We start from the raw sequence: 23,912 nt of genomic DNA on the forward strand, positions 1-23,912 counted from the left end.
AGTATTCTTATGAACGCTCAGTTATTCCCTTACAAAAGTTCAGCATCGAACTGTATTGCTTGTCATCACTCAATAGACCAATGAGCTTACATACTGAAACGGCAAACTCTGCAAATGCAGTGCCTTTGGCTGTTATGATTGATTCGCTGATCGCAACATCATTTCCGGTGTAAATCGAATTTTTGAAGAGCGATTTGTGGTTGCGATATGTATGCGGAAGACAGGTAAATTTTTTATCATCCAGCACTCCGGCTTTAGCCATTAATAGAGCAGAAGCGCACATCGCAGCAATTGGAATATGGTATTGATGAGCACTTGTAAACATTTTTACAACAGCGCTATTATCTATGAGTTGATCAACACCATCGCCTCCGGAAACTAGGACTAAGTCAAATGCATCGACTTCAATCTCGTTCAAGGCATATTTCGCTTGAACAAAAAGTCCTCCAAGACTTTCAACTGCTTTTCCATCTATGGAAACAGTAACAATTTCAGAGTTTCCCAGTTTCCGGAGTAAGAATAACGTGTGCGCAATTTCAAAATCAGCAAAGTGCGGATAGACGAAGAACAATATTTTTTTCACCTTTCAGCCTCCATCTTTCTATCAAAGTCAGAGCGCCAAGCTTTAATGAAATAACCGCTTTTGTACCAATCTAAGTACTCAAGAGTGACCTGCCACCCTCTTTTTTTATAGTTCTCTGCGATTTTCTGCGGCTCCACTTTGTTTTTCATCCTTTGATTCTCTTTCATGTACCAGCCCATCTGAAGAACACCTTTATTCACTAAGGCTGACACATCATCAAAGAAACGGTCGGTGTCCTCGATAAACATGAAGACATTCCGGCTGACAAAGAAATCAATGCTTCTTTTCGGAAACAGAAGGCTGATCTCACTCAAGTCAGATTGAATAAACTTGAATTTCTTTGTTGTTTCCGCGAGATCTTGGGTCGCTTGAAGACAGTCCGTATCTTTATCCAATCCATAAATTCTTTCAATACGATCCTCTTGAAGCAGGAAACGGCTCAAAAATCCGCTGCCACAGCCCAGATCAATCACATGGCCAGACAAACCTGTAAAATATGAATAAATTTTTTGATTATAGAAGTCTTCAGCTGCTTTCTGATCAATCGTCACTTCATGTCCACAGGCTAGACACTCAAGTTTTATTGTGAATGATGTACGATCCCACGGATGATGCGTATTTTGGAGAACACTGCATTCATTGCCACACTCGCCGCAATGTGTACCCCAAATGGTATTTGAATGTTCTGGAAACATTTTCCCTCTCCTTCAAACCATGTCTCTGTTAACGATAACACTCCTTTAATCGCGCAATCCCTTTTTTGATTCTGTACGCTAAGGCATTAACATCTAGCGCAAAGAGTACTCGCAAAATATGTTCAATCTTATTGTAATAGCTGAACAGATTAATTTTACTTATTCCCGGATCATCCTCTCAGACTTCAATCGATTAATCTTCCTGAAGAGCGACAGACTGAACTTAGCAAAACAAACCGCGATCACGAGAGCCGCCAGACCTGAACCAACATTCAATAGTCTTGATTGGTAATCTGCCTGCCCATTCATTATTCCAAGGAGAATATTGGCTAACCCGATGAGCCCTTCAATAAATCCGAAAATGATCCAGATTCTGTTCACTCTTTTGTAGTGTTCCATTCGGGATTCTGCATCTGAGTATAAATTAAATCCGCCTTCACTAGCTTTTTTTCTTAAATAGACCCAACTGATATACGTTGTGATGCATGTGATCCCTGCTTCTTCAAGAAAATGAAGATAGTCCTTACTTTCCGGGTGTGAAGGCCTCTTCTTCAATAATTCAATTCGGTAGATATACTCGCCCTTGGCGCTTTCTTCAAATACATAGCGGCACCAAGTGTAGCGAACGAGTCCCCAACCCTTTTCAGCCATCGTGTTCAGCCATTTCTCTTCTTTTTCATAATCCCAGAAGGCTCTGTAAATGACGCGTTTCATTTTGGATCCTCCCCTACAATTTTTTCGCCATTTGCCAGTAATTCTTTTAATCGTTCCAATTCTTCCAGAACCGTGGATTTCCCCAAGCGTGTAATCCTGTATTCTTTTTTCCTCGATGAACCGGAAGTAGCCGCCGGCTCAATCCACCCTTTGTGAAGCAGCGTGTTAATCGCTCCATAAAGCGTGCCGGCACCAAGATCCACGCGATCTTGACTCATCTGTTTCACATTTTGCATGATTCCATATCCATGCATGGGTGTATAGAGTGAAAGAAGAATGTAAAAGACGGCTTCTGTCAATGCCCCTCGTTCGCTGCTTTCAGGCAAACCAATACACTCCTTTCTTAATGGGTGACTGTGTTAAATCTGATGGTGCAATGCGATGGATCGTCACCTCGATCATTTTCCCATGTAAACATTCCGGATTATTATAAACCAAAAGAGAGCCATTACGTGCTCCCTTTGGCTGCTAATCATTTCGAACATCAAGGACCGGTTCTTATTTGGATAATGAAAGGGCCTGTTTCATTTTTTTAAAGAAGGATCCTGATGTATATGTGAGCACGGAACCGCGATAGAATTTCAGGCTAAACTGGAACAGCCATACAATCGTCCCTGCGAGAATCACAAGCGAAAGGACCGCCTCCCAGATGCCCATTTCTGTTGCGCCGATGCGCATTGGCATGATCATGGATGCCGTAAATGGAATATATGAAAAAATCTTGATCAGCAGTGTGTCCGGATTACCTAATCCGCTGATTGCGATAAAGAAACCGATCATCAGAATCATGGTGACAGGCATAATCGCCTGACCGACATCCTGAACCTTGCTGACCAGTGATCCAAGGACGGCGCCAAGCAGTGTATAAAGAATGCAGGCAAGTATAAAGAAAAGCAGCGCAAAAATAAGATAAGAGGAAGAGACAACTGTAATGGCGTCCCCGGCGAGATGCCAGTACTTGCCTCCGTCAAAAGAATAAGCCATAATCAGTCCAGATCCGAATAGTATGAAGATTTGAGTGAATCCCAGCGCTAGAATAGCCGTGGTGCGTGAAAGAAGGTGGGCAACCGGCGATGAACTGGAAATGATGATTTCCATAATTCGGGAGTCCTTTTCAGCCGCTATTTCCGATGAGATCATTGACATGTAGGAAATAACAAAAAGATAAATGAAAAACGCAATGCCATAGGAGATAAAAGCGGCCTGAGTTTTATGATCAGCTGATTTGCCGTTTGACTCATTATTGATCGTCTTCTGTTCCAGAGAAATGTGTGCCGTCAAAATGCGTTGCGCCTGCTCCGGGGACAATTTCAATCCTTGGATTGTGAAAAGCTGATTCGCTGTTTGGAGCTGCTGACCAATCAGCTGCTGATCATTGAGTGTCAATGCTCCACTTGCTGTACGCATCTGAGCCTGAAGTTGAACGCCATTTGCAGCAGTCAGTAATAGTACGCCATCCGCTTTCTTGTCTTTCACTGCTTGGTCAGACTGGGCCAGACTGCCTGAAAAGAGGCTATATTTTATCTTGCTGTTTCCCTTCATCAACAGTCCGGCGTTGAGACCCGTACGGTCTACAATCTCAATTTTTAGCGGACGGTCATTGGATGAAAACCAGCTGCTGATTGTCGGCCACATAAACAGCGCGAGAATGGCCAACAGAAAGATCAGTGTTGTGATAATAAAGGATTTGGCTTTCAATTTGCTAAAGTATGACTGTGAAAAGAGAATCGCGAACTTAGACATTCCCATCACCTACTTTTCGTTTAAAAATATCTTCCAGGGAGAGGTAGTCAAGACTAAATCGTTCAATAAAGCCATTTTTCGTTACTTCATTAAAAATAGTCTTTGCGTCCTGCTCATTGGAGAGCAAAAGCCGAAACGTGTCATTCTGACAGGAAACTGACAGCACGCCGGGCATTTTGGCGAGCTGCGCCTCCATAAATGGGCCACGGAGTGTCAGATTGATCTTGCCAAACTGGGATTTCAACTCGTGAATGGCTCCGCTGAACAGTGATTTCCCTTTTTGGAGAAGGCAAAGATGATCGCACAGCTCTTCAACATGATCCATTCTGTGACTTGAAAAAATAATAGTGGCTCCCCGCTCTTTTAGCTCAAGTATGGCTTTCTTCAGCAATTCGGCATTGACAGGATCGAGCCCGCTGAACGGCTCATCGAGTATCAGAAGTGAAGGCTGATGGATCATGCTCACAATCAGCTGAACCTTTTGCTGGTTCCCCTTAGATAGTGTTTCAGTCAGTGCCCGCCGTTTATCCGAAAGGCCAAATCGTTCGATCCAATAATCCGCTTCTTTTTTCAGGTCACGTTTATTTTTACCCCTGAGCCTGCCAAAGAAAATAATCTGGTCTTCCACAGCCATCTTTGGATACATACCCCGTTCTTCAGGAAGGTAACCGATCATATCCCTGTCCAGAGTATTTACAGTTTCCCCTCCCCATTTGATGACTCCGTCCGTAGGCACAAGCAATTTAAGAATCATTCGGAATGTGGTCGTCTTGCCCGCGCCGTTCTGGCCAATCAGTCCGAAAATTTTGCCGCTCTCTGCTTCAAGGCTCAAATGATCGACAGCGGTAAAATGATCAAACTTCTTAGTCAATTGCTCAACCGTTAATGTCATACCATCACCCTTCCCCATTATTTCTGATTAAGAGAATTAAAACGTTATAGTTCAACGCTTTGTTCGTGTTAAAACAGAAACTTATATTTTTGTTCTGTTAAACGTGTCAGTTGCTTTTCGCTTCGTATACTTGTTTGGCTCACTAATTTCACAAGTACCTTCCGCTCAATCAACATGAACCGCTAACCAAGAACTTATCGTTTGCCGATATATCGTCTATCGATATAAAAATTGTATCGGCAAACGATATACATGTCAATCTTTTTTTGACAAAGAGCCGTGAAAATAATTCCGATGCTTATTGTGCTTCCTTCAAAAAAGTTCCGTTTCACAAAAAAACTTCTAAACGGAAAACAAGAAACTTTTTACCAATTATCGAGGCTTATGATACACTTGGCTTATTTGAGTTCACGATATGACCAATTGTTGAATTTAAGCTTGCAGGAAAAGGAAGGGGATTTGTGATGAAGTACGCGTTTCGTATTATATCGCAAGAATAGGCTGAAGATATCGCGTTTAACTGGCATTATGAAGGTGACTATTCATTCTATGATATGGAGGCTGATGAAGAAGATTTAAATGAATTTTTGAATCCGGAAATGCGAGTAAATTCAACGTTTGCTGTTACAAACGATAATGAATTAATCGCTTTTCTTAGTGTCGATAAAATAGATGATGCTGCTTTTGAAGTTGGCCTAGGAATGGAGCCTATACTTACTGGGCGAGGTCTAGGAAAAGAATTTTTAATGGCTGCTATGGATTTTGTAAAATCAAAATATGAACCTAAAAAAATAACTTTATCCGTTGCAACATTTAATCAAAGAGCTATAAAGGTTTATAGAAAAGTTGGATTTAAAGATGTTGATACTTTTATGCAAGATACAAATGGTAGCACATTTGAGTTTCTTAAAATGGAATACAAATGCGAGTAAGGTGTTCAAAAACGATTGAAATCCGGGGATTATTCTACTATGCAAAAAAAGTCAGGCAAATCCAACCGGCCATTTACAATTGGATGATATGATAAGGGAAGTTCCACAAAAAAATTTTCAATGGCATTAACTGTTGCAGTGTCCTGGAGGGATTGAATGTCTGCTTATTTAAAATTACTGATGTCGATCACTATTCCAATCGTTATCATCTGCGCTTGCGGGTTCGCTCTTCAGAAAAGGCGGCCTGTCGACACCAAATTGCTGGCTGATATCAGCCTGTACATCATGGCTCCCGCTCTTATTCTTTATGCTCTGTCCGGCGCCCATCTTCAGGGGGAAAATATACTTCATATTTTTTTGTTCTCAATCGTTATGACTGTCTTGTTATGGGTGCTGGCGATCGTCGTAGCCAAGCTTGCCCACCTTTCAGAAAATGAGAAACGCGGGCTCACATTGACCACACTCTTCAGCAATGCCAACAATTACGGGCTGCCTGTTCTGCTCCTCGCTTTTGGCAGTGCAGGGTTTGCTTTGGGAGCAGTATATGTGGTTGGACAGGTTATTCTCGTTAATGTACTCGGTATGTATATCGCATCCCGTTCGCAGCTGAATGGCAAACAGGCAATGATCCATATACTGAAGGCGCCGCTTATTTATGCGTGCGTCGCCGGCATCCTTCTCGATCTGTTTCATTTCCGACTTTTTGGCGGAATGGAAACCGCTGTACAAATGCTGGGAACAGCCTATCCCGTTCTGGTTCTGATGATACTGGGGATTAAGCTGAGCACAACCAAACTGAAAGGTCTCAAATCCCCGAAAGTATGGCTGGGTGTTATCCTTCGTCTGGCAATAGTCCCTCTGCTAACTAAACTCGTCCTTTTTGTTCTCGGAATCCATGGTTTGCTTGCATCTGTTTTATTTGTCGAAGCGAGTATGCCTGCCGCAATCAATACCGTTACGTTGGCGGAAAAGTTTGGCGGTGATACTGAAACGATTTCTCTGGTCGTTTCGATTACAACCATTTTGAGCTTTGTTTATCTGCCGTTTTTTATCGCAATCAGTTGAATCGCTTCTTTTTTTCGTAAATCCAATTCATTATCAAAATCCGGCTCTTTTCGGAATAGCCGTGCTTTAATACATTCTTTGGGCATCAGGCGATCCTCGTTCACCTTCATTCGACTGTTTATCTCTGCAACGTTTCTTGATGCCCCAGTCAGTCATTGTTTTACATTTGATGATCTCCCTACAAAAGAGAACTTATCTGAAATATAATTTCTGACCGGGAAAAAGTGAGACGGGAGCCAGTTGGCTGAGTACTTGAAATTTTACTACTGTAATGCCTTTCTGTGCCAGAATCGCCCACAAAGTTTTTTCACCTTTTTTAACACTCGAACTAACCGGTATTTTTCTGACGATTTTATGATCTGATGGATCTTCATGAGAAGCCAAATCAAGGAACCAGGCTTTTTCAGATAGTGAAGAGGCAGCAATTGGTGAGGACTTTATTCGTATCACTTGACCTGGACTGATCGCATCAGAAAGCAGCTGATTCATTGATTGAAGATCAAGGACTGAAACGTGGACACGGAGGCTGATTTCCGAAAGAGTATCACCTTCTGCAACGGTATAGGTCTCCTTTTCGAAATCTTCATTGACTGTTTTCTGAAATTCAGGTTTTTGCTTTTTGAGAGAAACGTTCATCGTTGCTTCCTCTTTGGATGCTCTGACATATGTCTTTGCGCTGCTAGTATTTCCCTCCAATCGTCGCCCGGTGACAAATCGTTGCTCCCAGTAACTTGCCGATCCTTCACCAAAAACACGTGTTTCACGCACCCCGGTTTCCACAGACTCGGCGCTGATCATCCATCCTCCACCAACGTAGATTCCCACATGAGAAATTCCTCTTCCTGAGGTGTTAAAGAAAACAAGGTCCCCTGGCTTCAGGTTCCCTTTGCTGACCGGTATGCCATAGGTAGCTTGCAGGACCGAACTGTGCGGTAAATTGATACCTAATTGAGCAAACACCATCTTTGTAAATCCCGAGCAATCATTCTGACCCCATTGATACGGTGTATGGATATAATGCTCCGCCAGATCCACAGGATTTACGGCAGCGATCGCTTCATGACCATTCATTATTCCAGATAAAATAACTCCACCGGCAATGGCAACCGGTATGATCGGTTTCTTCATGAAATATACCTCCCAAGGATTTCATCCCGTGACCGAAACCAATGACTTATGAAATTATCTTATCAGATGGACAAAATGACCACGTTTACATTTTTATAACAATCCGAATGATTTATTTTTTTAATTTAATCTTTCTGACATTAGGACGCTGCAGGTCCAGAATTTAATACATGCCGACCAAAGTTTTGATCGTTTTACGAACCGCTTCAAGCAAAGAAGCCGGTTCAATCACTTTTACTTTCGAACCCAAACTTAAAATATCCCTCAAAGCCTGCTCATGGGTTTCAAACTGAATACGAATGACTTTCCTGCCCTCTTCATCATCCTGAGCTTCCTCTCTATATGTCCAGCCCCCATTTATTGACCGATCATGCAGAACACTTGAATCGACACTAAGTACTGCCCAATAACTGGGGCGGCTCATTTCAAACTCATGGCACCACTTCGTCCAAAAATGACCAATATTAAAGTTCTCAGGAAACAAAAACACCTGATCCGTAAATTGTACCGCGTGAATTCGTGACACGCGATATACCCGCATTTGCTCTCTCCGCTTTGCGATCAGATACCAAGAATCCATTTTAGCAACAAAGCCGTATGGCGCGATTTCTCTTGAAATGATTTCACCCTTTCTTTTTTGATAATTGATGTGAATCCATCGATTCTCTTCAATCGCTTTTTTAATCGAGACTAAACTCGGAACCTCATCATGATCTTCAAACCAATTGCTTGGGTCCAGATAAATTCGTTTGCTGAATTGATGGGCTTCATTCCGATAAGAATGAGGCAAATTCATAATCAATTTATCGATTATTGTCTGCTTCGATTCGATTCCCAGATCAGTAAGCGGACCCGGTGACTGCCCGATCAACAGCTGCTTAATTTCAGGCAGGGTAAGGCCTGCCACATCAAAATGATAGTGTCTGTCCAAGGCAAAACCACCGTGCGACCCTCTGATTGCATAAATCGGAACGCCCGAAAAACTCAAAGCATCAACATCCCTGTAAATGGTTCGCTCCGAAACCTCCAGCTTCTCAGCAAGCGTCTTCGCAGACATTATTCCTTCCGTCTGCAAAGACAAGAGAATAGACAACAATCTGTCAGCGCGCATGGAATCCCGCCAATCACTTTTTTTACCAGTATAGCATTGATACATGACAGAAGATGTCAGGATTAATCAATAAAATAGAAAGCAGATGTCAATAAACAGAATACAGGTGATCACTTGTTTAGATTAAAGCTTGCTCTTCCTTCTTTTGAAAAAAGAATCCGGTGGATTCTATCGGGGTATACGATTTCTCTTATTGGAACAGGTATGACAGAGCCTTATCTTTTCCTTTATCTGTATCAATTGCGGGACATTCCACTTAACCTGTCCGGAATGATCATCGGCGCGAGTGGTATGGCAGGCGTTTTGTCTATTCCAATTTCGGGTTTTATGGCTGACTTTGTGGGGAAAAAACAGGTGTTCCTGTCTGCTCTGATTCTCGATGCCGCCGGGAGAATACTATTTGCTTTTACTTTCAATGAAGAAATCGCATTTCTCGCAGCTTTTTTATCAGGAGCCGGCGCAGCGGGTGCATGGAATGCTTTGTCGGTTATATTAGCTGATTCTGCCGGTCAAGCACAAAAAGCCAGTATTTTTGGTGTCGCTTTTGCTTTGCAGAATCTTGGATCAGGGCTCGGTGCGGCAACTAGCGGCATTGTGGTGAATAAACTTTCCGTTTTCTCCTTTCAGTTCATTTTTTTGCTGGATGCAGCAACCTTCATCCTTTTTGCCCTGTTCGGTCAGAAATGGATTTTAAACGATCATCAAAATGGACTGAACCGTCACCGAAAAAAGCATAGGTCTCCGTTCTCATCTTATCAATTCGGAGCCAATGGCAAGGTCCTTAGTGTTCTCTCATTTTGCTACTTAACGATTGCTCTGGTCATGACCGGCATAACATCAACCGTTTTCCCGCAATGGAGCACGGCTCAAGCACATGTTCCGGCAAATACTATTGGTGACGCTTTTGGAATTAATAGCATGGTCATTGTGTTGGGCCAGCTTTTTATCCTAAGATTGGTCAAACATGTAAGAAGGACACGTGTCATAGGGATTGCCACATTAATTTTTGCCACAGCATACTTAATGATCTTTATCTCAGGTTTTCTCAAGCCAACTCCTGCTTCTATAGGTTTCTTCTTCTCATTTGCCATCACAGCTGTGGGTGAAACGCTCCTGTTTTCGAGTCTCCCCGCATTGGTTAACGACCTCGCTTCTGAGAACCTAAGAGGCCGGTATAACAGTATGATAAACGCATCCTGGCAGCTCGGCTCTATTCTCGGGCCCATTCTGGCAGGACTGGCGTTAAGCCTACATCTTGCTGCCTTACTGTTTCTTGTTTTTATTTCTGCTTTAATTTTGCTGGTGCCGTTTCTCATCGTGCTGGAGCACTGGATACCTAATAATAGTGTGAACCTTGGCCACTAGTGACTGAATAATCGAGACTGATTAAAGAAGAGGGCGGATGGATAATCTGTATTTTCTCTGATCCGATTGAAAATCTTGCGGGAAAGATGAACTGGTCAGAAGGGGTCTTTCTCGCTTTTTTCTTTTTTTGCAAAACGACTACGCTGTAATTGCGGTGGTTAAAACTATTCTGTGAAGTGGCCATCAAATTTTTATTGGCGTCTAAATTTCCGCAAAATTTTTTCAGCTATTTCACGTGGATATATATTCAGGTCTTCAAGCCTTTCGATGTCGATCCATATCGGTTCGTATGATCCGTTTTCTTTCTTCGGATTTGTATACTCATCACCCTTCCCACTTCCGAATACCCCACTCGTGATTTCTGCCGAGTAAAAATACAGATTGCCATCTTGCAGGACTTTGCCGATAATGACTGATCCCCTGTTTCTCATTTTCAATACACCTCTCCAGCAGATTCTCTTGTTGTGTTCATTTAGCTTAGTGCAAAAAAAGATGAATGATCAAGTGATTCTTCTTATTTCATGAATAAAATGGCAGCTTTAAATACAGGCTAATTTTGTATTTCAACCAAGGGAGGATTTTAAAATGTCATTGCTGAATAACTGGGATCAATGGAAGGATTTTTTGGCTGATCAGATGCACCGAGCGGAAAACGTTGGTGCTAGTTCCGAGACGATTAATGAGTTCGCAACAAAGATTGGCGGGTATCTTGCCGAACATGTCGATCCGAAAAATGAACAGGAAAGACTTCTTTCAGACTTGTGGAGTGTTGCTGATGAGAACGAACATAAGACGATCGCCCGTCTCATTATGAAGCTTGTGGCAAACAATGGATCGCAGAAACAGCCGGAGCTGCAGAAATAATGGTCTGTTATGATCCCTGCGCAAGGCGCGGGGATTTTTTTCTGAAGAAATAAAAATGGAAGAGTTAATCTCTTCCGGTTTATTTCTTCAGAAAAGCTTCTTCCCGATACAACCGTGATCCGGACTCGGCACCGTCAATGATCTTTTGGATGATCATTCTGTCCCCCTCTTTCTTTCAGTACCTCAATCATGCTTTTAATCCGGTCAGGAACCGGCAAACCGATCTCTCCCGCGTTTTCAACAATTGAGATCAGCTCATTTGCCAGGTAAAAATAAATGGTCGCGCTCATCACGATGTGGTCGAGACCGATAATTTGATCCGACAAATGGGCCACAGCGACTATAAAGAAAATCATTCCTTTTTTGGCGATTCCCTGAAATCCAACAGTACTGGACAGTTTGCCGAGATATGCCGCAGCAGTCAATCCGGAAATATAATCAATCACAACAAAGGTAATCAGAATGCCCAATAACGGATTCCAGTTTCCGAACAGATAAGTAATCAATGCTCCTAATAGTGCCGCTGTTCCTCCATAAATAAGCTCATAATGGTTCAATCCTGTCACCTCAATTCTGTTCGTTACAGTATATGTTTGTCTGATAGTCTCTGAAAAGGCGTTTCAAACGAGTTTTTTCCGATTTTATTTACAAAAAAAAAGACCCTGGAGGGCCTTATTTAATTCGGTTGAAACTATATGAAGTTTATTCTGCTTCCCGCAAACTTTTTTCACTGGGTAAAAACAAGGTAATGATTGCGGCGAACAATGGCAGAAACACAAAAAGATTAAAGACGGCATAAACGCCGTACTGGTCGGAAAGCCAGCCGATCAGTGTTGCGCCGATTCCTCCGGCGCCGATACCAAACCCAACCATCAGACCGGAAACCAAGCCGATATTTTTCGGAAACATCAGCTGTCCGTAGACAACAGTCACAGCAAAAGACGAAAGGACGAACAGACCGAAGATGAACAGAACGATAATGGACCAGATACCGTGAACATGCGGCAACAGCCAGGCAAAGGGAATCGTGACAACCATTGAAAAGAAGATCAGCCATTTGTGGCTGATCCTGTCGGAGAATCGTCCGCCCAGAAAGGTGCCCACAGCTCCGGCTGCCAGAAAAAGAAAGGTCATAAGATCACCATTTTTCAAAGATATGCCTTGATTCAGGTAAAGAAAGGGCAGAAATCCGGCAACACCAATCTGTGTCCATGACCTGAAAATGACGACAATGGTCAGAAGAATCAGCCCGCCCGGATGATTTTTCCCTCTTATTTCTGCCTGATGAGCCTTATTTTTAATCAAACTTTTCTTATACCATGGCATCACAGAGCAAACAAGAACAAAAGCAGCCAATGTAGCAAAAGCGAACCAGCCAAGCCCGTGGAGTCCAGTGGCAATTAAAAAGAGTGGCAATAACAGCGGCCCACATGCCTGCCCGAAGTTTCCTCCGACCTGAAAAATCGCCTGTGCAGTTCCACGGGCGGTTCCGGCAGCCATATATGCCCCGCGCATCGCCTCCGGATGAAAAATACCGGAACCAATGCCGGACAAGCCTACTAGAAGAAGCAGGATCCAGTATGCCGGTGCAAATCCGGAGGCCGTCAGCCCGAATCCAGTCAGGCAAATGCCGATTGGCAGGAACCAGGTTTTCGGATGCTTATCTGTCATTAGACCAAATACTGGCTGCGAAACAGAGGATGTGATCATTGATACAAAGAGGATCACTCCGGCCTGCAGATAACTGAGATGAAAGGCCGTTTTATAGAGTGGCAAAAGTGCTGGAACAAGGCCTGTCGTCATGACATCGTTCAAGAAGTGAGTCAGGCTCAGACTGACTAATTGGCGTTTTGCCCCGAGCTGGCGCTTCGTACCAAGTGTGTGTACAGCGACATTCATTGAAAAACCTCCCGATGAAAAACAATACTTTAATACTAACAGATAATCATTTTCGGACGAAACATAACGTTTTGCGTTCGAAAGATTGTAAAAAGTTCACCTTTGAAAGATGTTGTTTTCGGCAAATAACCTAACGGAGGGCAATATTTCTGTACGAAGGAGGGGTAAAACATTTTACTGGTATTGTTCACAATAATTTTCCCTTTTTCTCACAAAACCGGAAGGAGATTTATCCGTTTAGCGAGAACATAAATATTATCTTAAAAATCGAGGTGTATGAATGTATTGTAAAGAAATAAAAATTCCATACCATATTCAACAGTATGAAGCCTATTTGAAAAGGATCCTCCCTGCCTATAGCGCCAGAAATGAAATAGAAAGCCGATTCAAAAAAAGTATGGCTGGTTTCCGCGACGAACAGTCGATAAAGTATTTCCTTGATTATCTTCCTGAGAAAGAATTCCTCTTATTTCACAATCTCCGCTTGCCTGACCAAATCCATTTTTTCAGATTGACTGGCTGATCATGTCTCCACGTTTTTTTCTGATACTTGAAGCTAAAAATATCATTGGAAAACTAACACTTAATCATGGCTTGTGGCAAATGACCAGGGAAATTGACGGACGTACAGATGTTTTTGATGATCCGCTTCTACAGGCGGAAAGGCTGGAAGACCAGTTTCAAAAATGGCTCGATCATCACATTATTGTTCCAGATTACCCCAGTGAAAGTCGTGTCGTTATCACTTCCCCTGCTCAACTCCAAATAGAAGGATCCAATGACCCTTCGCACGCCAAAATAATCCGAAAAGCCTTCCTCGGAAAAGAACTGGACAGGATCATTAAAAACCACACAAAAACTTTTATTCATCACTCAAACCTTCGGGATATAGGGAATCAACTACTTGCTAGCCATCGTCCGTTAATCATCGATCTGTTTTCCTCAATGAAGTCATTATTTCCTGAAAATATTATTAAGGGTGTCCAATGCCCGAACTGCAGCCACTTTCACATGATAAGAAAAAAGCGTAACTGGTACTGTGATCAATGCGGGCATTTTTCAAAAAATGCACATCTTGCTGCACTTCGTGACTACTTTCTCATTTTCGGTCCAGCCATTACAAACAAGCAATGTCGAGACTTTCTGATGCTCGAGTCATCCGCAGTGGCTAAACATATTTTTTCATCAGTAAGTTCACACTATGAAGGCGAAAACAAAGGGCGAGTTTATCATTTATCATTAGATCTGCTAAATAATAAAGATACTATGAATATTGATATTTTTTCATGAAGAGCGATATTTCCACATGAGTGGCGATATATCCTGACGAAGGGCGATATATCCTAGTGAGTCTCGATAAATTCCGTACTTAATAGATAGATTCCAAACCGAGTATTGATTCAAAAAAAATACAGCCCCAAGCTAAAAAAAGAGGCTGCATAAATTCTTAAGAATCCATTCCGAGCAATTGTGTACTAAGATGATCAATATCCGGCAGTTGACGCAGTTTTTTCGTCAGCAGCCAATAGACTGCGATCAAAATAATAACTACTCCCTGACTGATAATGATGGCATGAGTTCCTGTCCAAGAGGCTAAAACCCCTCCTGCGAGCGACCCTAACGGCATGGCTGCTGCAATCAAACTTTCAGTAACAGCAGCGACTCTACCGATCATATTTGATGGAGGAACAATCTGAAAAAAAGAACTGAACAAAATGTTGGTTGCGCCAACGGGAATGTTGGCCATCGCTAAAAAGATGCAGGCCAAAGGAACAGAGTGAGGTGCCGCCAGATCCATCAGGATCCACATGATACCTGAGCATCCATATCCATAAATGACTGCTTTTCCCATGCTGAATTTTTGTGAAACGAATCCTGACAGCAGAGTTCCAGCCAGAAATCCAGCCGTATAACTGCTCATCAGAATCCCGTAAACAGCGGGACCTCCGATCTGTTTCGAGAAAGCGGGAAAAATAGCCAACACCCCGCTCAGCACAAAATTGCTAATCAGAAACGGAAAAAGCATCTTCAATATTAATGGATGAAGGACAAATTGGAGGCCTTCTGATAAATCGGCCCAATAAGAGGGCGATTTTCCTTCTGGTTTCTGCAGGGATGCGCTCTTTCCAAGGCGCAAAAGAGCAAATAAGAGAGCGGCAATAAAAAATGTCACAGAGTCGATAAAGTACAGGCTTACCGCTCCAATCACAGCGATTAGAATCCCACCTAAGGAACTGAACACAAGATCTGTTCCCTGATAAGCAAAGGACATGGCTGAATTCGCTTTGACCAGATATTTCTCACTGATCAATTTTGGGATCAGCGCATTTTCAGCAGGAAAGGGAAACAGATCGAACATAGCAATCAGTGGCATAATGACCAAAACACCCGTAACCGTGAGCAAATGGAGTAAATAAAGCAGTGGTACAAGCAGTACCAGTATGCCCTGAACTAAATTCGGGACAATCAGCACCTTTTTAAGAACCACCCGATCCACAATCGGACCGGCAAGAAATGAAAAAAATTCAGGAAGGAGTGTCAGAAATCCGGCAAGCCCCGAATAAAATGAGGAACCTCCTAAATCATAGGCCAACCACATGGCAGCGATATAGTACAGACTGTCGCCCATGTTGCTGATCAGCCTGCCTGAGAACAATAATACAAAATTTTTATTTTGATAAAGTGAAGCCATTGATGATCCCCCTGAGTCATTATTGTTTCTGACTGCAGGAGTGTCACCCACCCACCGGATTTGGCCCAGATACAAACTCCCTTATCCTGCTGTCAGTTTTACTTAAAAAGGGCGCAAATCTCCCGTTTTAAGCAAAAACCAACATGCGGACAACGGATAATTTCATAAACTTTTTTCACCTCTGGTAATATGTAAAAAAAAACTTACGTCTACAATATACACCGATCTTCTTCACGTATCAATCAAACCTCAGGTATCAGCTTTCAGAGGATTGTCGGCAATGATCCAATAGCGTATGCTAGTTGTTGTGATGAACTAACTCGCGGGGTGTTTCTTTGAAATCTTTAAATCCAAATTTCTCATACATCCTTCTGTTTTTTGGCGTTTTTGCATTATCGACGTCCGCTATTTTTGTCAAGCTTTCCGATGCCCCTTCGACGATCATCGCCGGTTATCGGATGCTTTTTTCTGCCCTCGTACTTCTGCCTTTTCTTATTATAAAAAAATCCAATTGGTTGGAACTAAAAGGCCTTTCAAAGAGACAGTGGTTGCTCGGATTACTATCCGGTGTTTTTCTCGCCGCTCACTATACACTTTGGTTCGAATCGCTACGCTTCACTTCTGTAGCCAGTTCAACGGTTCTCGTTACTTTGCAGCCGCTGTTCGCATTCATCGGAGGATTTTTCCTATTCGGAGAAAGATTGACACGGCGTGCCATATTTGGGGGTCTTCTCGCTATTGCCGGCAGTGTGGTTATTGGATGGCAGGATTTTCAGATCAACGGAACTGCACTCTTTGGTGACATTCTCGCGTTTATTGCCGCCGGTGTTATAACTGCCTATTTTCTTATTGGTCAGGGGCTTCGAAAACATCTGTCACTCGTTCCCTACGCTATTCTTGGATACGGAAGCAGCGCCATTTTTCTTTTTGCCTATTCTTTACTCCATGGGTTCACACTGACTGGATATTCAACCCTAAACTGGGTTTGGTTTGCAGGTCTTGCGCTTATTTCAACGATTTTGGGGCAAACGGTTTTTAACTGGCTCATCAAATGGATGAGCACATCAACCATTTCCATGAGTATACTTGGTGAACCCATCGGTACATGCATCCTTGCTTATATTATTTTGGGGCAAGGCATCACCCTTCAGCAAGGGATCGGTATTTTTGTGATCCTGGCTGGTATCTCAGTCTTTTTATCAAAGGACAAAAATTGAACAGATGCAGAAGGTTCAATTGCAATGCCTCTGTTCATCATCTTATCTTTTTATAATACCCCCTGCATTCATATACTCGGTTAAATGACTTCCTTATTTTTTCTTTATTCTCTCCCGAATAGTGAGCAAAAGCTTCAAGGGGCTTCAGCCCTGGGATCGAAGAGCAAACGGCTCGATCCACTTCCTCTCCGTCAATGAAAACGTGAAGATTGCTGCTGCCTTTTCTAAAGCCGTTTTTCTGGTACCATTCGTTCACCCACGGGTCATCTCTTGTCCACGCCTCAAGTTCAAAAATGCCGAGCTTTTTCAATTTTTGTTCCGCTGCCAGGAGCAGCTGTGCGCCAATACCCTTTCTCTGAAAATCGGGATGTACAGCGATGTGCCAGATCATCCCGCCCATGGAAGAGCACAATGTACACACCGTCTTTGGCCTCGTTTCATATTCAACATCAATCAGGCCGACAATTTCCCCTGATTCAACCGCGACTAGCTCAATTGACGGATGAGTGTAAGACTCCTTCTTCGTCAAGACGTTGTCATAATACGCTGTGTGTAAAAAAGACAAAACGCGGCAGCGCAACCAACCTTCTTCATCGTTTTTGCAGTATTCTCTGATCATTTGCAGTATTCTCCTCTCCGAGTGACAGGCTATTTCCTATTTCTGAAGGTGTTGTTCCATCCATCTGGTTTTCAGTTTATAGCCAATGAAGTCCTCTTCGCAATCCTCTACCACTTTAAATCCTTTCGTGTGGTAAAAACTCTCACCCAATTTGTTTCCCGCTTCAACAGCAACAATCATCTTTGAAATCCCGATAAGATCTTCGGTGATCACTTTCAGCAGCATACTTCCAATTCCACATCTCTGGGAGTCTGGAAGAACGTAAATTGCCATGAGTTCAGCAAAATCATCTCTTACGGAAGCGTTGGCAAAACCTACAAGCTTTTTTCCCTCCATAGCTACGAAAAAGAGTGTGCGCTCAATTCTCCATTCAAGGTTCCGATCCGAATAGGCGAATTCAAGAAATCTAGATTGTATTTCTTCTGGGATAAGTCCCTTATATGTTTCTCCCCATGTGATCTCGGCAATTTCTCTTATTCTTTCCATATCTGCCATTACTGCTTTACGAACAATCAGATCCATAACTCCACATCCCTACCGTGACATACAAAAGTCATCTTAATTTCCGGTTCAATTTTTCCAGCAGCTGCTTCTTGAATTGTGCTTTTCGAATTTTACCGGATACGGTTTTCGGAAAGCCATCCACAAAATGAACATGACGCGGGCGTTTGTAATCAGTCAGTTTGTCCCTGCAGCAATCTTTGACCTGCTTTTCTGTCAGTGTCCGGCCTTCTTTTAAAACAATGAAAGCTTCCACTGATTCTTCTCTGATGGAGTCCGGCAAACCAATCACAGCAACTTCTTTAACTTCGGTAAGATTGTAAATGATATTTTCAATTTCTACCGGATAAACATTCTGCCCTCTGGTAATGATCATATCTTTTTTACGATCCACCAAGTAAAAGTAGCCATCTTCATCTTCCCGCGCAAGATCCCCGGTGTGCAGCCATCCGTCGACAATGGTTCGCCTGGTCTCCTCAGGACGTCTCCAGTAACCGGCCATAATATCCGGGCTTTGAACGATCAGTTCTCCAATGTCACCAAGAGGGACATCATACCCATCCTGATCAATAATACGGGTTTTAATGTCTTCGTATATTTTTGTTGTCCCGCACGTCCCAGGATGTATACCCTCTGTTCTTTCAAGAGGCTCAAGCGTTAGAAGCGGTCCGCTTTCTGTCTGGCCGCTTCCCTGAATGAACGGTGCTCCCATAATATTTTCCAGTTCTGTTTGCAGTTGAAGCGGCATTGGCGCAGCTCCCACAAAGGCAAAACGTAACTCTGTGAAATCATACTTATCAGGAGCCCGCTTAATCTCTTCGAGCATTGCCATAAACATCGCGGGCACACCCGCAATAAATGTCGCCCTGTATTTGTTCATCTCTTCCAAAACGCTGCGCGGATGGAATGCATCGCGCAATACAAAATGACTGCCGTAAAACATCATTGGAATCCATTCAACAATTGGCGCAAAGACATGTGTATAAGGTAATGTATTCACTGTGACTTCTTTTTCTGTATAATGCAATGATGAACCAAGCCGGAGACTATTGTTCAGAAACCTGCCATTTAATAGAATCGCACCCTTTGGTTTTCCAGTCGTGCCGGAAGTGTAATAAATCGCAAGTGGATCATCAGGAGAAGATCCGGCGTCCCATGTATCCGGCTCTTTAGTCAAACTGGCCCATGAATAGATAGCTCCCTCCGCATTGCCGTCAACCTGAATCAACAAATGAAGCTTATCTGATTCGCCTCTGCATTCCTCAACCTTATGAATAAATTCTTGGGTTCCGATCACTGCTCGCGCCTCAGAATCCTTCAAATAATAAGCGATTTCTCTCGTTTGGAATTTAGCATGTGTTGGAATATAAATGGCACCTGCTCGCGCCACCGCGGCAAAAGCGATCAGTTCTTCAGGAGAATTCGTCATTCCAATAATGACCCGGTCCCCCTTGGATATCCCCAGTTTTTTTAATGCTGCGGCAACGTGGGCTGCTTCTTCATTGACGCGGCCATAGGTGTAAGATTCGCCATGAAAATAAAACAGCACCTTGTTGGGAAAGGCTTCAGCCTGATGTGCCAGCAATGAACTTAATGTTTTCTTTCCTTTATACATTGTCAGCCCCTCTTCTTTGTAAATAAAATACAGCAAGAAGTTGAGTCTGACAATGAAAAAGTCCCACCAATAGCCATAAAGGCTTTTCTAATATCGAACAGGTACATGATAACAAATACTCTTGCAATGACCACTGTTTCTATCAGATAATATAAAGAGGGACAGGTTTAATTTGAAGAAAAGAGGGTGAGATCATGAAAAAACTGAGTGTCATTCTCTCAGTCCTGTTTTCCGCTATCCTGATAACCGGTTGTTCACAGTCTTCATCAAATGACAACCAAGGCTCTAGTTCAGCTGCTCAGCAGTCCTCTTCGAGCCAGGCCGACAGTTCTCAGACCAGTTCGTCAGCGAGCAGTAATTCAGGCAGCCCAAGCAGCAGTACTGCGAGTATAAAAACCGGTACGCCAGAACAAGTGCTTAAAGATGTACGGACAAGTCTGAAGAATCATAATGAAGTCCTGCTTCCCAGAGCTTTGACTGTTGAAAAAGGCAAATACGCTTCCGCAACGGTAAATGAGACTTCATCCGGGTACACGGTATCCTTTAAGCAGACCGGTCAACCAGTCAAAATTAATGATTCATCGCTGGGGGCAGCACAGACCCTGGCAACACTCAAATCAACGACTTACGCTAGCAGTTCCGAAGCCGCAAAACAAATTTCATTTCACAAATATGGAAAATCAGACGGCAGCTCCGTTAATCTTGGTCACAAGATTACGGGGTATGCGGACGCGGGGGCAGGAACTGCCGGAATTTCCTGGAATGAAGGCCGCTGGACGCTAATGGCTCTTTCACCAACGTCAGATGCATCAAAGGGAATCGTGCTTGCTAAAAAGGTTGTTTCTTATTTGGAAATCCACTCATTGCCGATACCACATCAATATGGCACTATTCAGGTCTATACAGACAGTCGGCAGAATTATGTAATGTGGCAGGAAGGTAAGACAATTTATGAACTTACTGGTATCAATGACCCGTTGAAATTACTATCCATCGCCGTTCTGATGAAATAATTGACAGCAGAAATGGGTAACTATGTGATCAAAAAAAACGCACTGCAGGGAAAATTTTTCCCTGCGGTGCGTTTTTCGATAAGGTTACCAGCCATCCCCTAATTCCCTCAATCTATTTTAATCCAGTATCTCTGAGTTATTCTGTCTTCTCCCTCCACCTCGTTTTCCAGAACACCACCATTCTTGATGATCGTTTTTGCAGAGCCGATATTATTCTTGTCACAAGTGACCAGCACTTTTTCAATGCCCAATTTTTTCACTCTTTCAAAAGAAAGCGAGAGCATTTGGGTCGCAAGTCCCTTTCGCCGCTCGGAAGGCCTGATTCCATAGCCGATGTGCCCGCCCATATTTAGTAAAGATTGATTTAATTCATGCCTGATTTGCAGCGCACCATATATTTTTTTATTTTCATCAATCAGAAAGTACAGTGAAGCCGGAACCCATCCCCGCTCATATACCTGATCCGTTTTTTGAGCCTCCCACTCTTTAATCAATTCTACAAAGCTCTTTCCATCCCTTTTCGCTGCAGTCGGAACAATTTCCTCTCCCGTCGCTTCCCATTCATTGATGTAGTCCTTATAACTTTTTTCCAGTTCTATTGATGGCTCTGTCAATTGAAACATTCATGATTCCTCCTTAAATGTCTGATTTAGATTACTGGATGCCGTGGAAAACCTTTAAAATAAACTGTCACTCTGGAACTTTTAATCAGTGAAACATCCGAAGAGTGCGGCAAGCACTTCATTGGTATCCTGAACAATCGCAATGATACCGGTCAGGCAATAGATGCACGCAACATTCTCACGGCCGATTTCACAGAGCGCTGCTTTCAAAGCATGATCATTTCAGTGTACATCTGTAATCACAGCAATTTTCAAGTTGAATGTGTTCTCTTTCCATTGATTTCTATTTTAACAAAGTGAAAATGCCATGAACGATAAAAATCTATTATTTATCGTCCACTGTCAAGCAAAACACTTTTCTCAACTAATCCGTCCAATCAATAAAAATAGCAGTCAAGTTCAAGTTTTCAAATAGGATCACGAGATTTGGAGCATGTTTTAGATCGCTGTTGCTCTTATTTATTCGGTCAGGATTCTTTGATTCCGCTCAGCGTTTGCGGCAATACATCTCTGCCCATATTGTTAAAGCGTCGGCTGTCATTTCAAAATCTGCTGCTTTGTTTCCGGGCCACAAATTATGGTAAGGACCGCGACAATTACTAGAAAAATGCCCATAAGAACAAAGATACTAATCATACCCTGATTAATGAGCAGCCAGGCGACGGCATAAGGTGTGACAATGGTAAATAATCGACCGAAAGCTTGTGCCATTCCGTTTGTACGCAGACGGATCGGTGTTGGAAAAAGTTCCGGAACATAAACAGCTAAACCGACTGCCATAAGCACATACAGGCAAACTGTCATAAAAAAGCCAGTCACCATAATGGAAACGGAGTCTGTCTGAAAGGCATAAGTGATGCCAAGGATGGCAGTCATGAAAAATGCACCCACGATATTCCACTTACGTCCGATTTTATCAACAGTCACCCGCCCGACAAAAGCTCCGATCGGCGCACCAAACATCATCAGCATGGTAAAAACCAATGAGTGGGAGATCGTAATGCCCTTTTTAACGAGTAGTGTCGGTACCCACGTTACAAACGTATAAACTGATGTATTGATGGCTGCGAGGATAAAACAAGCTAAGATGAACCTGATGACTGTCCTTTTATTGATTATTTCATTGAAACTGCTTTGTTTGTTCATGATCTGATGATACTGATTTGCAGCATATTTATAATCGGTCTGATAAGGGTTCCCAGATTTTTCTTCAGCCTCTGTTTCGAAAATATGAACGACTTCTTCAGCTTTTTCGTATTCACCCTGTGAAAAATACCATCTTGGAGATTCAGGCAGATTGCGCCTGAAGAACCAGACAACCACAGAGCAAACACCAACAATGACAAACATCCACCGCCATCCAATGTTTGGAATGACTAAGTAAGCAATAAAAGTTGTCATTGGTGCCGTACAATTGGCCAGGAAAGAAAGTGTTGCTACCCATTTTCCTCTTGAATGTGCCGGAACAAATTCCCCTAATAAAGCAAAACCAGTCACAATTTCAGCACCTAGACCGATCCCGCTGATGCCCCTGAGTATTATCAGCATGGTCATATTCGGCGCAAAGAAACTTGCCAGTGATGCTGCGCCAAAAATTAACAGATTGATTTGATAGGCAAATTGACGCCCCTTCCAATCACCAACAAATCCCGTGACAATTGATCCAATAAACAGTCCTATAAATGTTGTTGAGATAAACGCGGCATTTAGGGTAACAGAGGACCACCCTGTCTGAACCAGTTGGCCAAGCACGCCTCCTGCTAGATAAACATCAAAACCGTCCAGCATCATTCCGAGCGTAATTAATGTAAAAACTTTGTACATCGTCCGAGTTACCGGGAGATTATTAATGCGCACCTCAAGTTGTTGTTTTTCACGCTCCGAATAGTGTTTCATTGCTTCATCATTCATTTTGCTCTGACTCTTTACTCTGCGATTGCTGATAACCCCTTCTGCATTCATATAGACTCTCTCCTTTGAGTTTTCGTCCGAATCCGGTTATTCTAATTTCCTTTCGAAACAATCTCTTTGGGTACCTAAAAACCCTGTTTCTTTCTCTAGCGCTCTTCTTACAATCCTACTGATCCTTGATCATTCTGACTTTGAATCAAAGTCGGAAAGACTTCGTAAGGGAAAATTTTTTCTCTGACTGTCACTTTTTTAAGGAATGGAATCCAAAAAGGTGTAAGAAAAACCTGTGATACGAATTGTTTTGTCTTCTTCCGGCGACGCTCTGGTTGCTCGCTTGCCGCAGGCGTCTCGCACCTCCGCTTTGGATCTCATCCAAGACCCTGTTTTATTGGCCAGATTTCTTATCTTTAAAAAAAATCCCATTCATGATCGAATGGGATTTTGAGCGGTTGCACTTAGCTGTACCCTTACTGGTCATGAAAAGGACACGCAAGCGCCATATGGAATTTACAAATGGTTGCTATGCCCTACTATTGAATGAAAATAAACAAAGACAAAACGGCTAGTCCCTGCAAACGTTCAGATAGTAGGTTTTTCAATCGTTGGATCATATTCATTGTAAGAGCAACCTTTCAAACTCACTTTTTTGAGTAACACCAGTATATATCACTTAATTACAGAATCTGTATGGATGTTTTTCTGAATATCTATTACTTGTATCTCAATTTGG

General features: G+C 42.7%; 25 protein-coding genes. 7 read left to right on the forward strand and 18 right to left on the reverse strand.

The genetic code is table 11. From position 1 onward, the window contains the following. Nucleotides 1-7: 7 nt before the first annotated feature. From E4665_RS10960 to E4665_RS10985, 6 genes are all read right to left on the reverse strand, one after another. Complete coding sequence (locus E4665_RS10960) at nt 8-583, reverse strand: DJ-1/PfpI family protein (RefSeq protein ID WP_135348838.1); 576 nt, start codon at nt 581-583, stop codon at nt 8-10. Then, nucleotides 580-1,278 (reverse strand): class I SAM-dependent methyltransferase, encoded by a 699-nt coding sequence (locus tag E4665_RS10965; protein WP_135348839.1) that lies wholly within the window; start codon nt 1,276-1,278, stop codon nt 580-582. The genes E4665_RS10960 and E4665_RS10965 overlap by 4 nt, the downstream gene beginning before the upstream one ends. A gap of 159 nt (nt 1,279-1,437) precedes the next feature. After that, entirely contained in the window at nt 1,438-1,992 is a 555-nt protein-coding gene (locus E4665_RS10970) for a DUF2812 domain-containing protein (RefSeq protein ID WP_135348840.1), read from the reverse strand. Next, a complete protein-coding gene (locus E4665_RS10975; RefSeq protein WP_135348841.1) occupies nt 1,989-2,318 on the reverse strand; it encodes a PadR family transcriptional regulator in 330 nt (109 codons plus the stop codon). The genes E4665_RS10970 and E4665_RS10975 overlap by 4 nt, the downstream gene beginning before the upstream one ends. 172 nt (nt 2,319-2,490) lie before the next feature. Continuing rightward, nucleotides 2,491-3,735 (reverse strand): ABC transporter permease, encoded by a 1,245-nt coding sequence (locus tag E4665_RS10980; protein ID WP_135348842.1) that lies wholly within the window; start codon nt 3,733-3,735, stop codon nt 2,491-2,493. After that, nucleotides 3,728-4,627 (reverse strand): ABC transporter ATP-binding protein, encoded by a 900-nt coding sequence (locus E4665_RS10985; protein ID WP_135348843.1) that lies wholly within the window; start codon nt 4,625-4,627, stop codon nt 3,728-3,730. The genes E4665_RS10980 and E4665_RS10985 overlap by 8 nt, the downstream gene beginning before the upstream one ends. 509 nt (nt 4,628-5,136) lie before the next feature. On the opposite strand from E4665_RS10985, the gene E4665_RS10990 reads away from it, so the two are divergent. Further along, on the forward strand, nt 5,137-5,559 hold the full coding sequence (locus E4665_RS10990) for a GNAT family N-acetyltransferase (protein ID WP_241654828.1): 423 nt from the start codon (nt 5,137-5,139) through the stop codon (nt 5,557-5,559). Between the two features lie 156 nt (nt 5,560-5,715). After that, nucleotides 5,716-6,624: an AEC family transporter gene (locus E4665_RS10995; protein ID WP_135348844.1), complete on the forward strand. Its 909-nt coding sequence runs from the start codon at nt 5,716-5,718 to the stop codon at nt 6,622-6,624. Nucleotides 6,625-6,816: 192 nt separating this feature from the next. Here E4665_RS10995 and E4665_RS18690 read toward each other — a convergent pair whose 3' ends face one another. Both E4665_RS18690 and E4665_RS11005 read right to left on the reverse strand, forming a co-directional pair. Further along, a complete protein-coding gene (locus E4665_RS18690) occupies nt 6,817-7,752 on the reverse strand; it encodes an NlpC/P60 family protein (protein WP_135348845.1) in 936 nt (311 codons plus the stop codon). Nucleotides 7,753-7,915: 163 nt separating this feature from the next. After that, nucleotides 7,916-8,863 (reverse strand): helix-turn-helix transcriptional regulator, encoded by a 948-nt coding sequence (locus E4665_RS11005; RefSeq protein ID WP_167815187.1) that lies wholly within the window; start codon nt 8,861-8,863, stop codon nt 7,916-7,918. A 114-nt stretch (nt 8,864-8,977) separates the two neighbouring features. Here E4665_RS11005 and E4665_RS11010 point away from each other — a divergent pair, with 114 nt between their 5' ends. Beyond that, entirely contained in the window at nt 8,978-10,228 is a 1,251-nt protein-coding gene (locus E4665_RS11010; RefSeq protein ID WP_135348847.1) for an MFS transporter, read from the forward strand. Between the two features lie 191 nt (nt 10,229-10,419). On the opposite strand, the gene E4665_RS11015 is transcribed toward E4665_RS11010, so the two are convergent. After that, the gene (locus E4665_RS11015) at nt 10,420-10,659 is read right to left on the reverse strand and encodes an NUDIX hydrolase (RefSeq protein WP_135348848.1); all 240 of its coding nucleotides are present in this window, start codon (nt 10,657-10,659) and stop codon (nt 10,420-10,422) included. 154 nt (nt 10,660-10,813) lie between these two features. Here E4665_RS11015 and E4665_RS11020 point away from each other — a divergent pair, with 154 nt between their 5' ends. Next, nucleotides 10,814-11,092, forward strand: a complete 279-nt coding sequence (locus tag E4665_RS11020) for a DUF3243 domain-containing protein (protein WP_135348849.1) — start codon at nt 10,814-10,816, stop codon at nt 11,090-11,092. Between the two features lie 134 nt (nt 11,093-11,226). Here the strand turns inward: E4665_RS11020 and E4665_RS11025 are convergent, their stop codons facing one another. Then, on the reverse strand, nt 11,227-11,658 hold the full coding sequence (locus E4665_RS11025; protein ID WP_338326006.1) for a phage holin family protein: 432 nt from the start codon (nt 11,656-11,658) through the stop codon (nt 11,227-11,229). A gap of 136 nt (nt 11,659-11,794) precedes the next feature. Continuing rightward, nucleotides 11,795-12,991: an MFS transporter gene (locus E4665_RS11030; protein WP_135348851.1), complete on the reverse strand. Its 1,197-nt coding sequence runs from the start codon at nt 12,989-12,991 to the stop codon at nt 11,795-11,797. A gap of 525 nt (nt 12,992-13,516) precedes the next feature. Between E4665_RS11030 and E4665_RS11035 the strand changes: the two genes are divergently transcribed. Continuing rightward, nucleotides 13,517-14,281, forward strand: coding sequence for a nuclease-related domain-containing protein (locus E4665_RS11035; protein WP_241654816.1), 765 nt, complete (start codon nt 13,517-13,519; stop codon nt 14,279-14,281). A 157-nt stretch (nt 14,282-14,438) separates the two neighbouring features. On the opposite strand, the gene E4665_RS11040 is transcribed toward E4665_RS11035, so the two are convergent. After that, nucleotides 14,439-15,683 (reverse strand): MFS transporter, encoded by a 1,245-nt coding sequence (locus E4665_RS11040; RefSeq protein ID WP_135348852.1) that lies wholly within the window; start codon nt 15,681-15,683, stop codon nt 14,439-14,441. 335 nt (nt 15,684-16,018) lie between these two features. On the opposite strand from E4665_RS11040, the gene E4665_RS11045 reads away from it, so the two are divergent. Then, nucleotides 16,019-16,900: a DMT family transporter gene (locus E4665_RS11045; RefSeq protein ID WP_135348853.1), complete on the forward strand. Its 882-nt coding sequence runs from the start codon at nt 16,019-16,021 to the stop codon at nt 16,898-16,900. 37 nt (nt 16,901-16,937) lie between these two features. Here E4665_RS11045 and E4665_RS11050 read toward each other — a convergent pair whose 3' ends face one another. Genes E4665_RS11050 through E4665_RS11060 form a run of 3 tightly spaced genes read right to left on the reverse strand, consistent with a single transcriptional unit; the run spans nt 16,938 to nt 19,635 of the window. Next, nucleotides 16,938-17,519: a GNAT family N-acetyltransferase gene (locus E4665_RS11050; RefSeq protein WP_422067255.1), complete on the reverse strand. Its 582-nt coding sequence runs from the start codon at nt 17,517-17,519 to the stop codon at nt 16,938-16,940. A 36-nt stretch (nt 17,520-17,555) separates the two neighbouring features. Then, complete coding sequence (locus tag E4665_RS11055) at nt 17,556-18,041, reverse strand: GNAT family N-acetyltransferase (RefSeq protein ID WP_135348855.1); 486 nt, start codon at nt 18,039-18,041, stop codon at nt 17,556-17,558. 31 nt (nt 18,042-18,072) lie between these two features. Next, nucleotides 18,073-19,635 carry a class I adenylate-forming enzyme family protein gene (locus E4665_RS11060; protein ID WP_135348856.1) on the reverse strand — a complete coding sequence of 521 codons (1,563 nt, stop codon included), beginning with the start codon at nt 19,633-19,635 and terminating at the stop codon, nt 18,073-18,075. 194 nt (nt 19,636-19,829) lie between these two features. Here E4665_RS11060 and E4665_RS11065 point away from each other — a divergent pair, with 194 nt between their 5' ends. Further along, nucleotides 19,830-20,648 (forward strand): hypothetical protein, encoded by an 819-nt coding sequence (locus tag E4665_RS11065; RefSeq protein WP_135348857.1) that lies wholly within the window; start codon nt 19,830-19,832, stop codon nt 20,646-20,648. Nucleotides 20,649-20,755: 107 nt separating this feature from the next. Here E4665_RS11065 and E4665_RS11070 read toward each other — a convergent pair whose 3' ends face one another. The 3 genes from E4665_RS11070 to E4665_RS11075 all read right to left on the reverse strand — a co-directional run bounded on the left by E4665_RS11070 (nt 20,756) and on the right by E4665_RS11075 (nt 23,233). Further along, entirely contained in the window at nt 20,756-21,271 is a 516-nt protein-coding gene (locus tag E4665_RS11070) for a GNAT family N-acetyltransferase (protein WP_135348858.1), read from the reverse strand. An 81-nt stretch (nt 21,272-21,352) separates the two neighbouring features. Beyond that, the gene (locus E4665_RS18695) at nt 21,353-21,481 is read right to left on the reverse strand and encodes a hypothetical protein (RefSeq protein WP_277752223.1); all 129 of its coding nucleotides are present in this window, start codon (nt 21,479-21,481) and stop codon (nt 21,353-21,355) included. A gap of 327 nt (nt 21,482-21,808) precedes the next feature. After that, nucleotides 21,809-23,233, reverse strand: coding sequence for an MFS transporter (locus E4665_RS11075; protein WP_135348859.1), 1,425 nt, complete (start codon nt 23,231-23,233; stop codon nt 21,809-21,811). Nucleotides 23,234-23,912 lie beyond the last annotated feature (679 nt).

The organism is Sporolactobacillus shoreae (assembly GCF_004684935.1).
Taxonomy (GTDB): domain Bacteria; phylum Bacillota; class Bacilli; order Bacillales; family Sporolactobacillaceae; genus Sporolactobacillus; species Sporolactobacillus shoreae.

Excerpts from the sequence above, each read along its gene's own strand:
- E4665_RS11015 (WP_135348848.1), bottom strand. The coding sequence starts at position 10,659 with ATGAGAAACAGGGGATCAGTCATTATCGGCAAAGTCCTGCAAGATGGC.
- E4665_RS11055 (WP_135348855.1), bottom strand. The coding sequence starts at position 18,041 with ATGGATCTGATTGTTCGTAAAGCAGTAATGGCAGATATGGAAAGAATA.
- E4665_RS11030 (WP_135348851.1), bottom strand. The coding sequence starts at position 12,991 with ATGAATGTCGCTGTACACACACTTGGTACGAAGCGCCAGCTCGGGGCA.
- E4665_RS18690 (WP_135348845.1), bottom strand. The coding sequence starts at position 7,752 with ATGAAGAAACCGATCATACCGGTTGCCATTGCCGGTGGAGTTATTTTA.
- E4665_RS11035 (WP_241654816.1), top strand. The coding sequence starts at position 13,517 with ATGTCTCCACGTTTTTTTCTGATACTTGAAGCTAAAAATATCATTGGA.
- E4665_RS11070 (WP_135348858.1), bottom strand. The coding sequence starts at position 21,271 with ATGTTTCAATTGACAGAGCCATCAATAGAACTGGAAAAAAGTTATAAG.
- E4665_RS11020 (WP_135348849.1), top strand. The coding sequence starts at position 10,814 with ATGTCATTGCTGAATAACTGGGATCAATGGAAGGATTTTTTGGCTGAT.
- E4665_RS10980 (WP_135348842.1), bottom strand. The coding sequence starts at position 3,735 with ATGTCTAAGTTCGCGATTCTCTTTTCACAGTCATACTTTAGCAAATTG.
- E4665_RS10985 (WP_135348843.1), bottom strand. The coding sequence starts at position 4,627 with ATGACATTAACGGTTGAGCAATTGACTAAGAAGTTTGATCATTTTACC.
- E4665_RS11005 (WP_167815187.1), bottom strand. The coding sequence starts at position 8,863 with ATGCGCGCTGACAGATTGTTGTCTATTCTCTTGTCTTTGCAGACGGAA.
- E4665_RS11065 (WP_135348857.1), top strand. The coding sequence starts at position 19,830 with ATGAAAAAACTGAGTGTCATTCTCTCAGTCCTGTTTTCCGCTATCCTG.
- E4665_RS11060 (WP_135348856.1), bottom strand. The coding sequence starts at position 19,635 with ATGTATAAAGGAAAGAAAACATTAAGTTCATTGCTGGCACATCAGGCT.
- E4665_RS11075 (WP_135348859.1), bottom strand. The coding sequence starts at position 23,233 with ATGAATGCAGAAGGGGTTATCAGCAATCGCAGAGTAAAGAGTCAGAGC.
- E4665_RS11040 (WP_135348852.1), bottom strand. The coding sequence starts at position 15,683 with ATGGCTTCACTTTATCAAAATAAAAATTTTGTATTATTGTTCTCAGGC.
- E4665_RS10965 (WP_135348839.1), bottom strand. The coding sequence starts at position 1,278 with ATGTTTCCAGAACATTCAAATACCATTTGGGGTACACATTGCGGCGAG.
- E4665_RS10970 (WP_135348840.1), bottom strand. The coding sequence starts at position 1,992 with ATGAAACGCGTCATTTACAGAGCCTTCTGGGATTATGAAAAAGAAGAG.
- E4665_RS11050 (WP_422067255.1), bottom strand. The coding sequence starts at position 17,519 with ATGATCAGAGAATACTGCAAAAACGATGAAGAAGGTTGGTTGCGCTGC.
- E4665_RS10995 (WP_135348844.1), top strand. The coding sequence starts at position 5,716 with ATGTCTGCTTATTTAAAATTACTGATGTCGATCACTATTCCAATCGTT.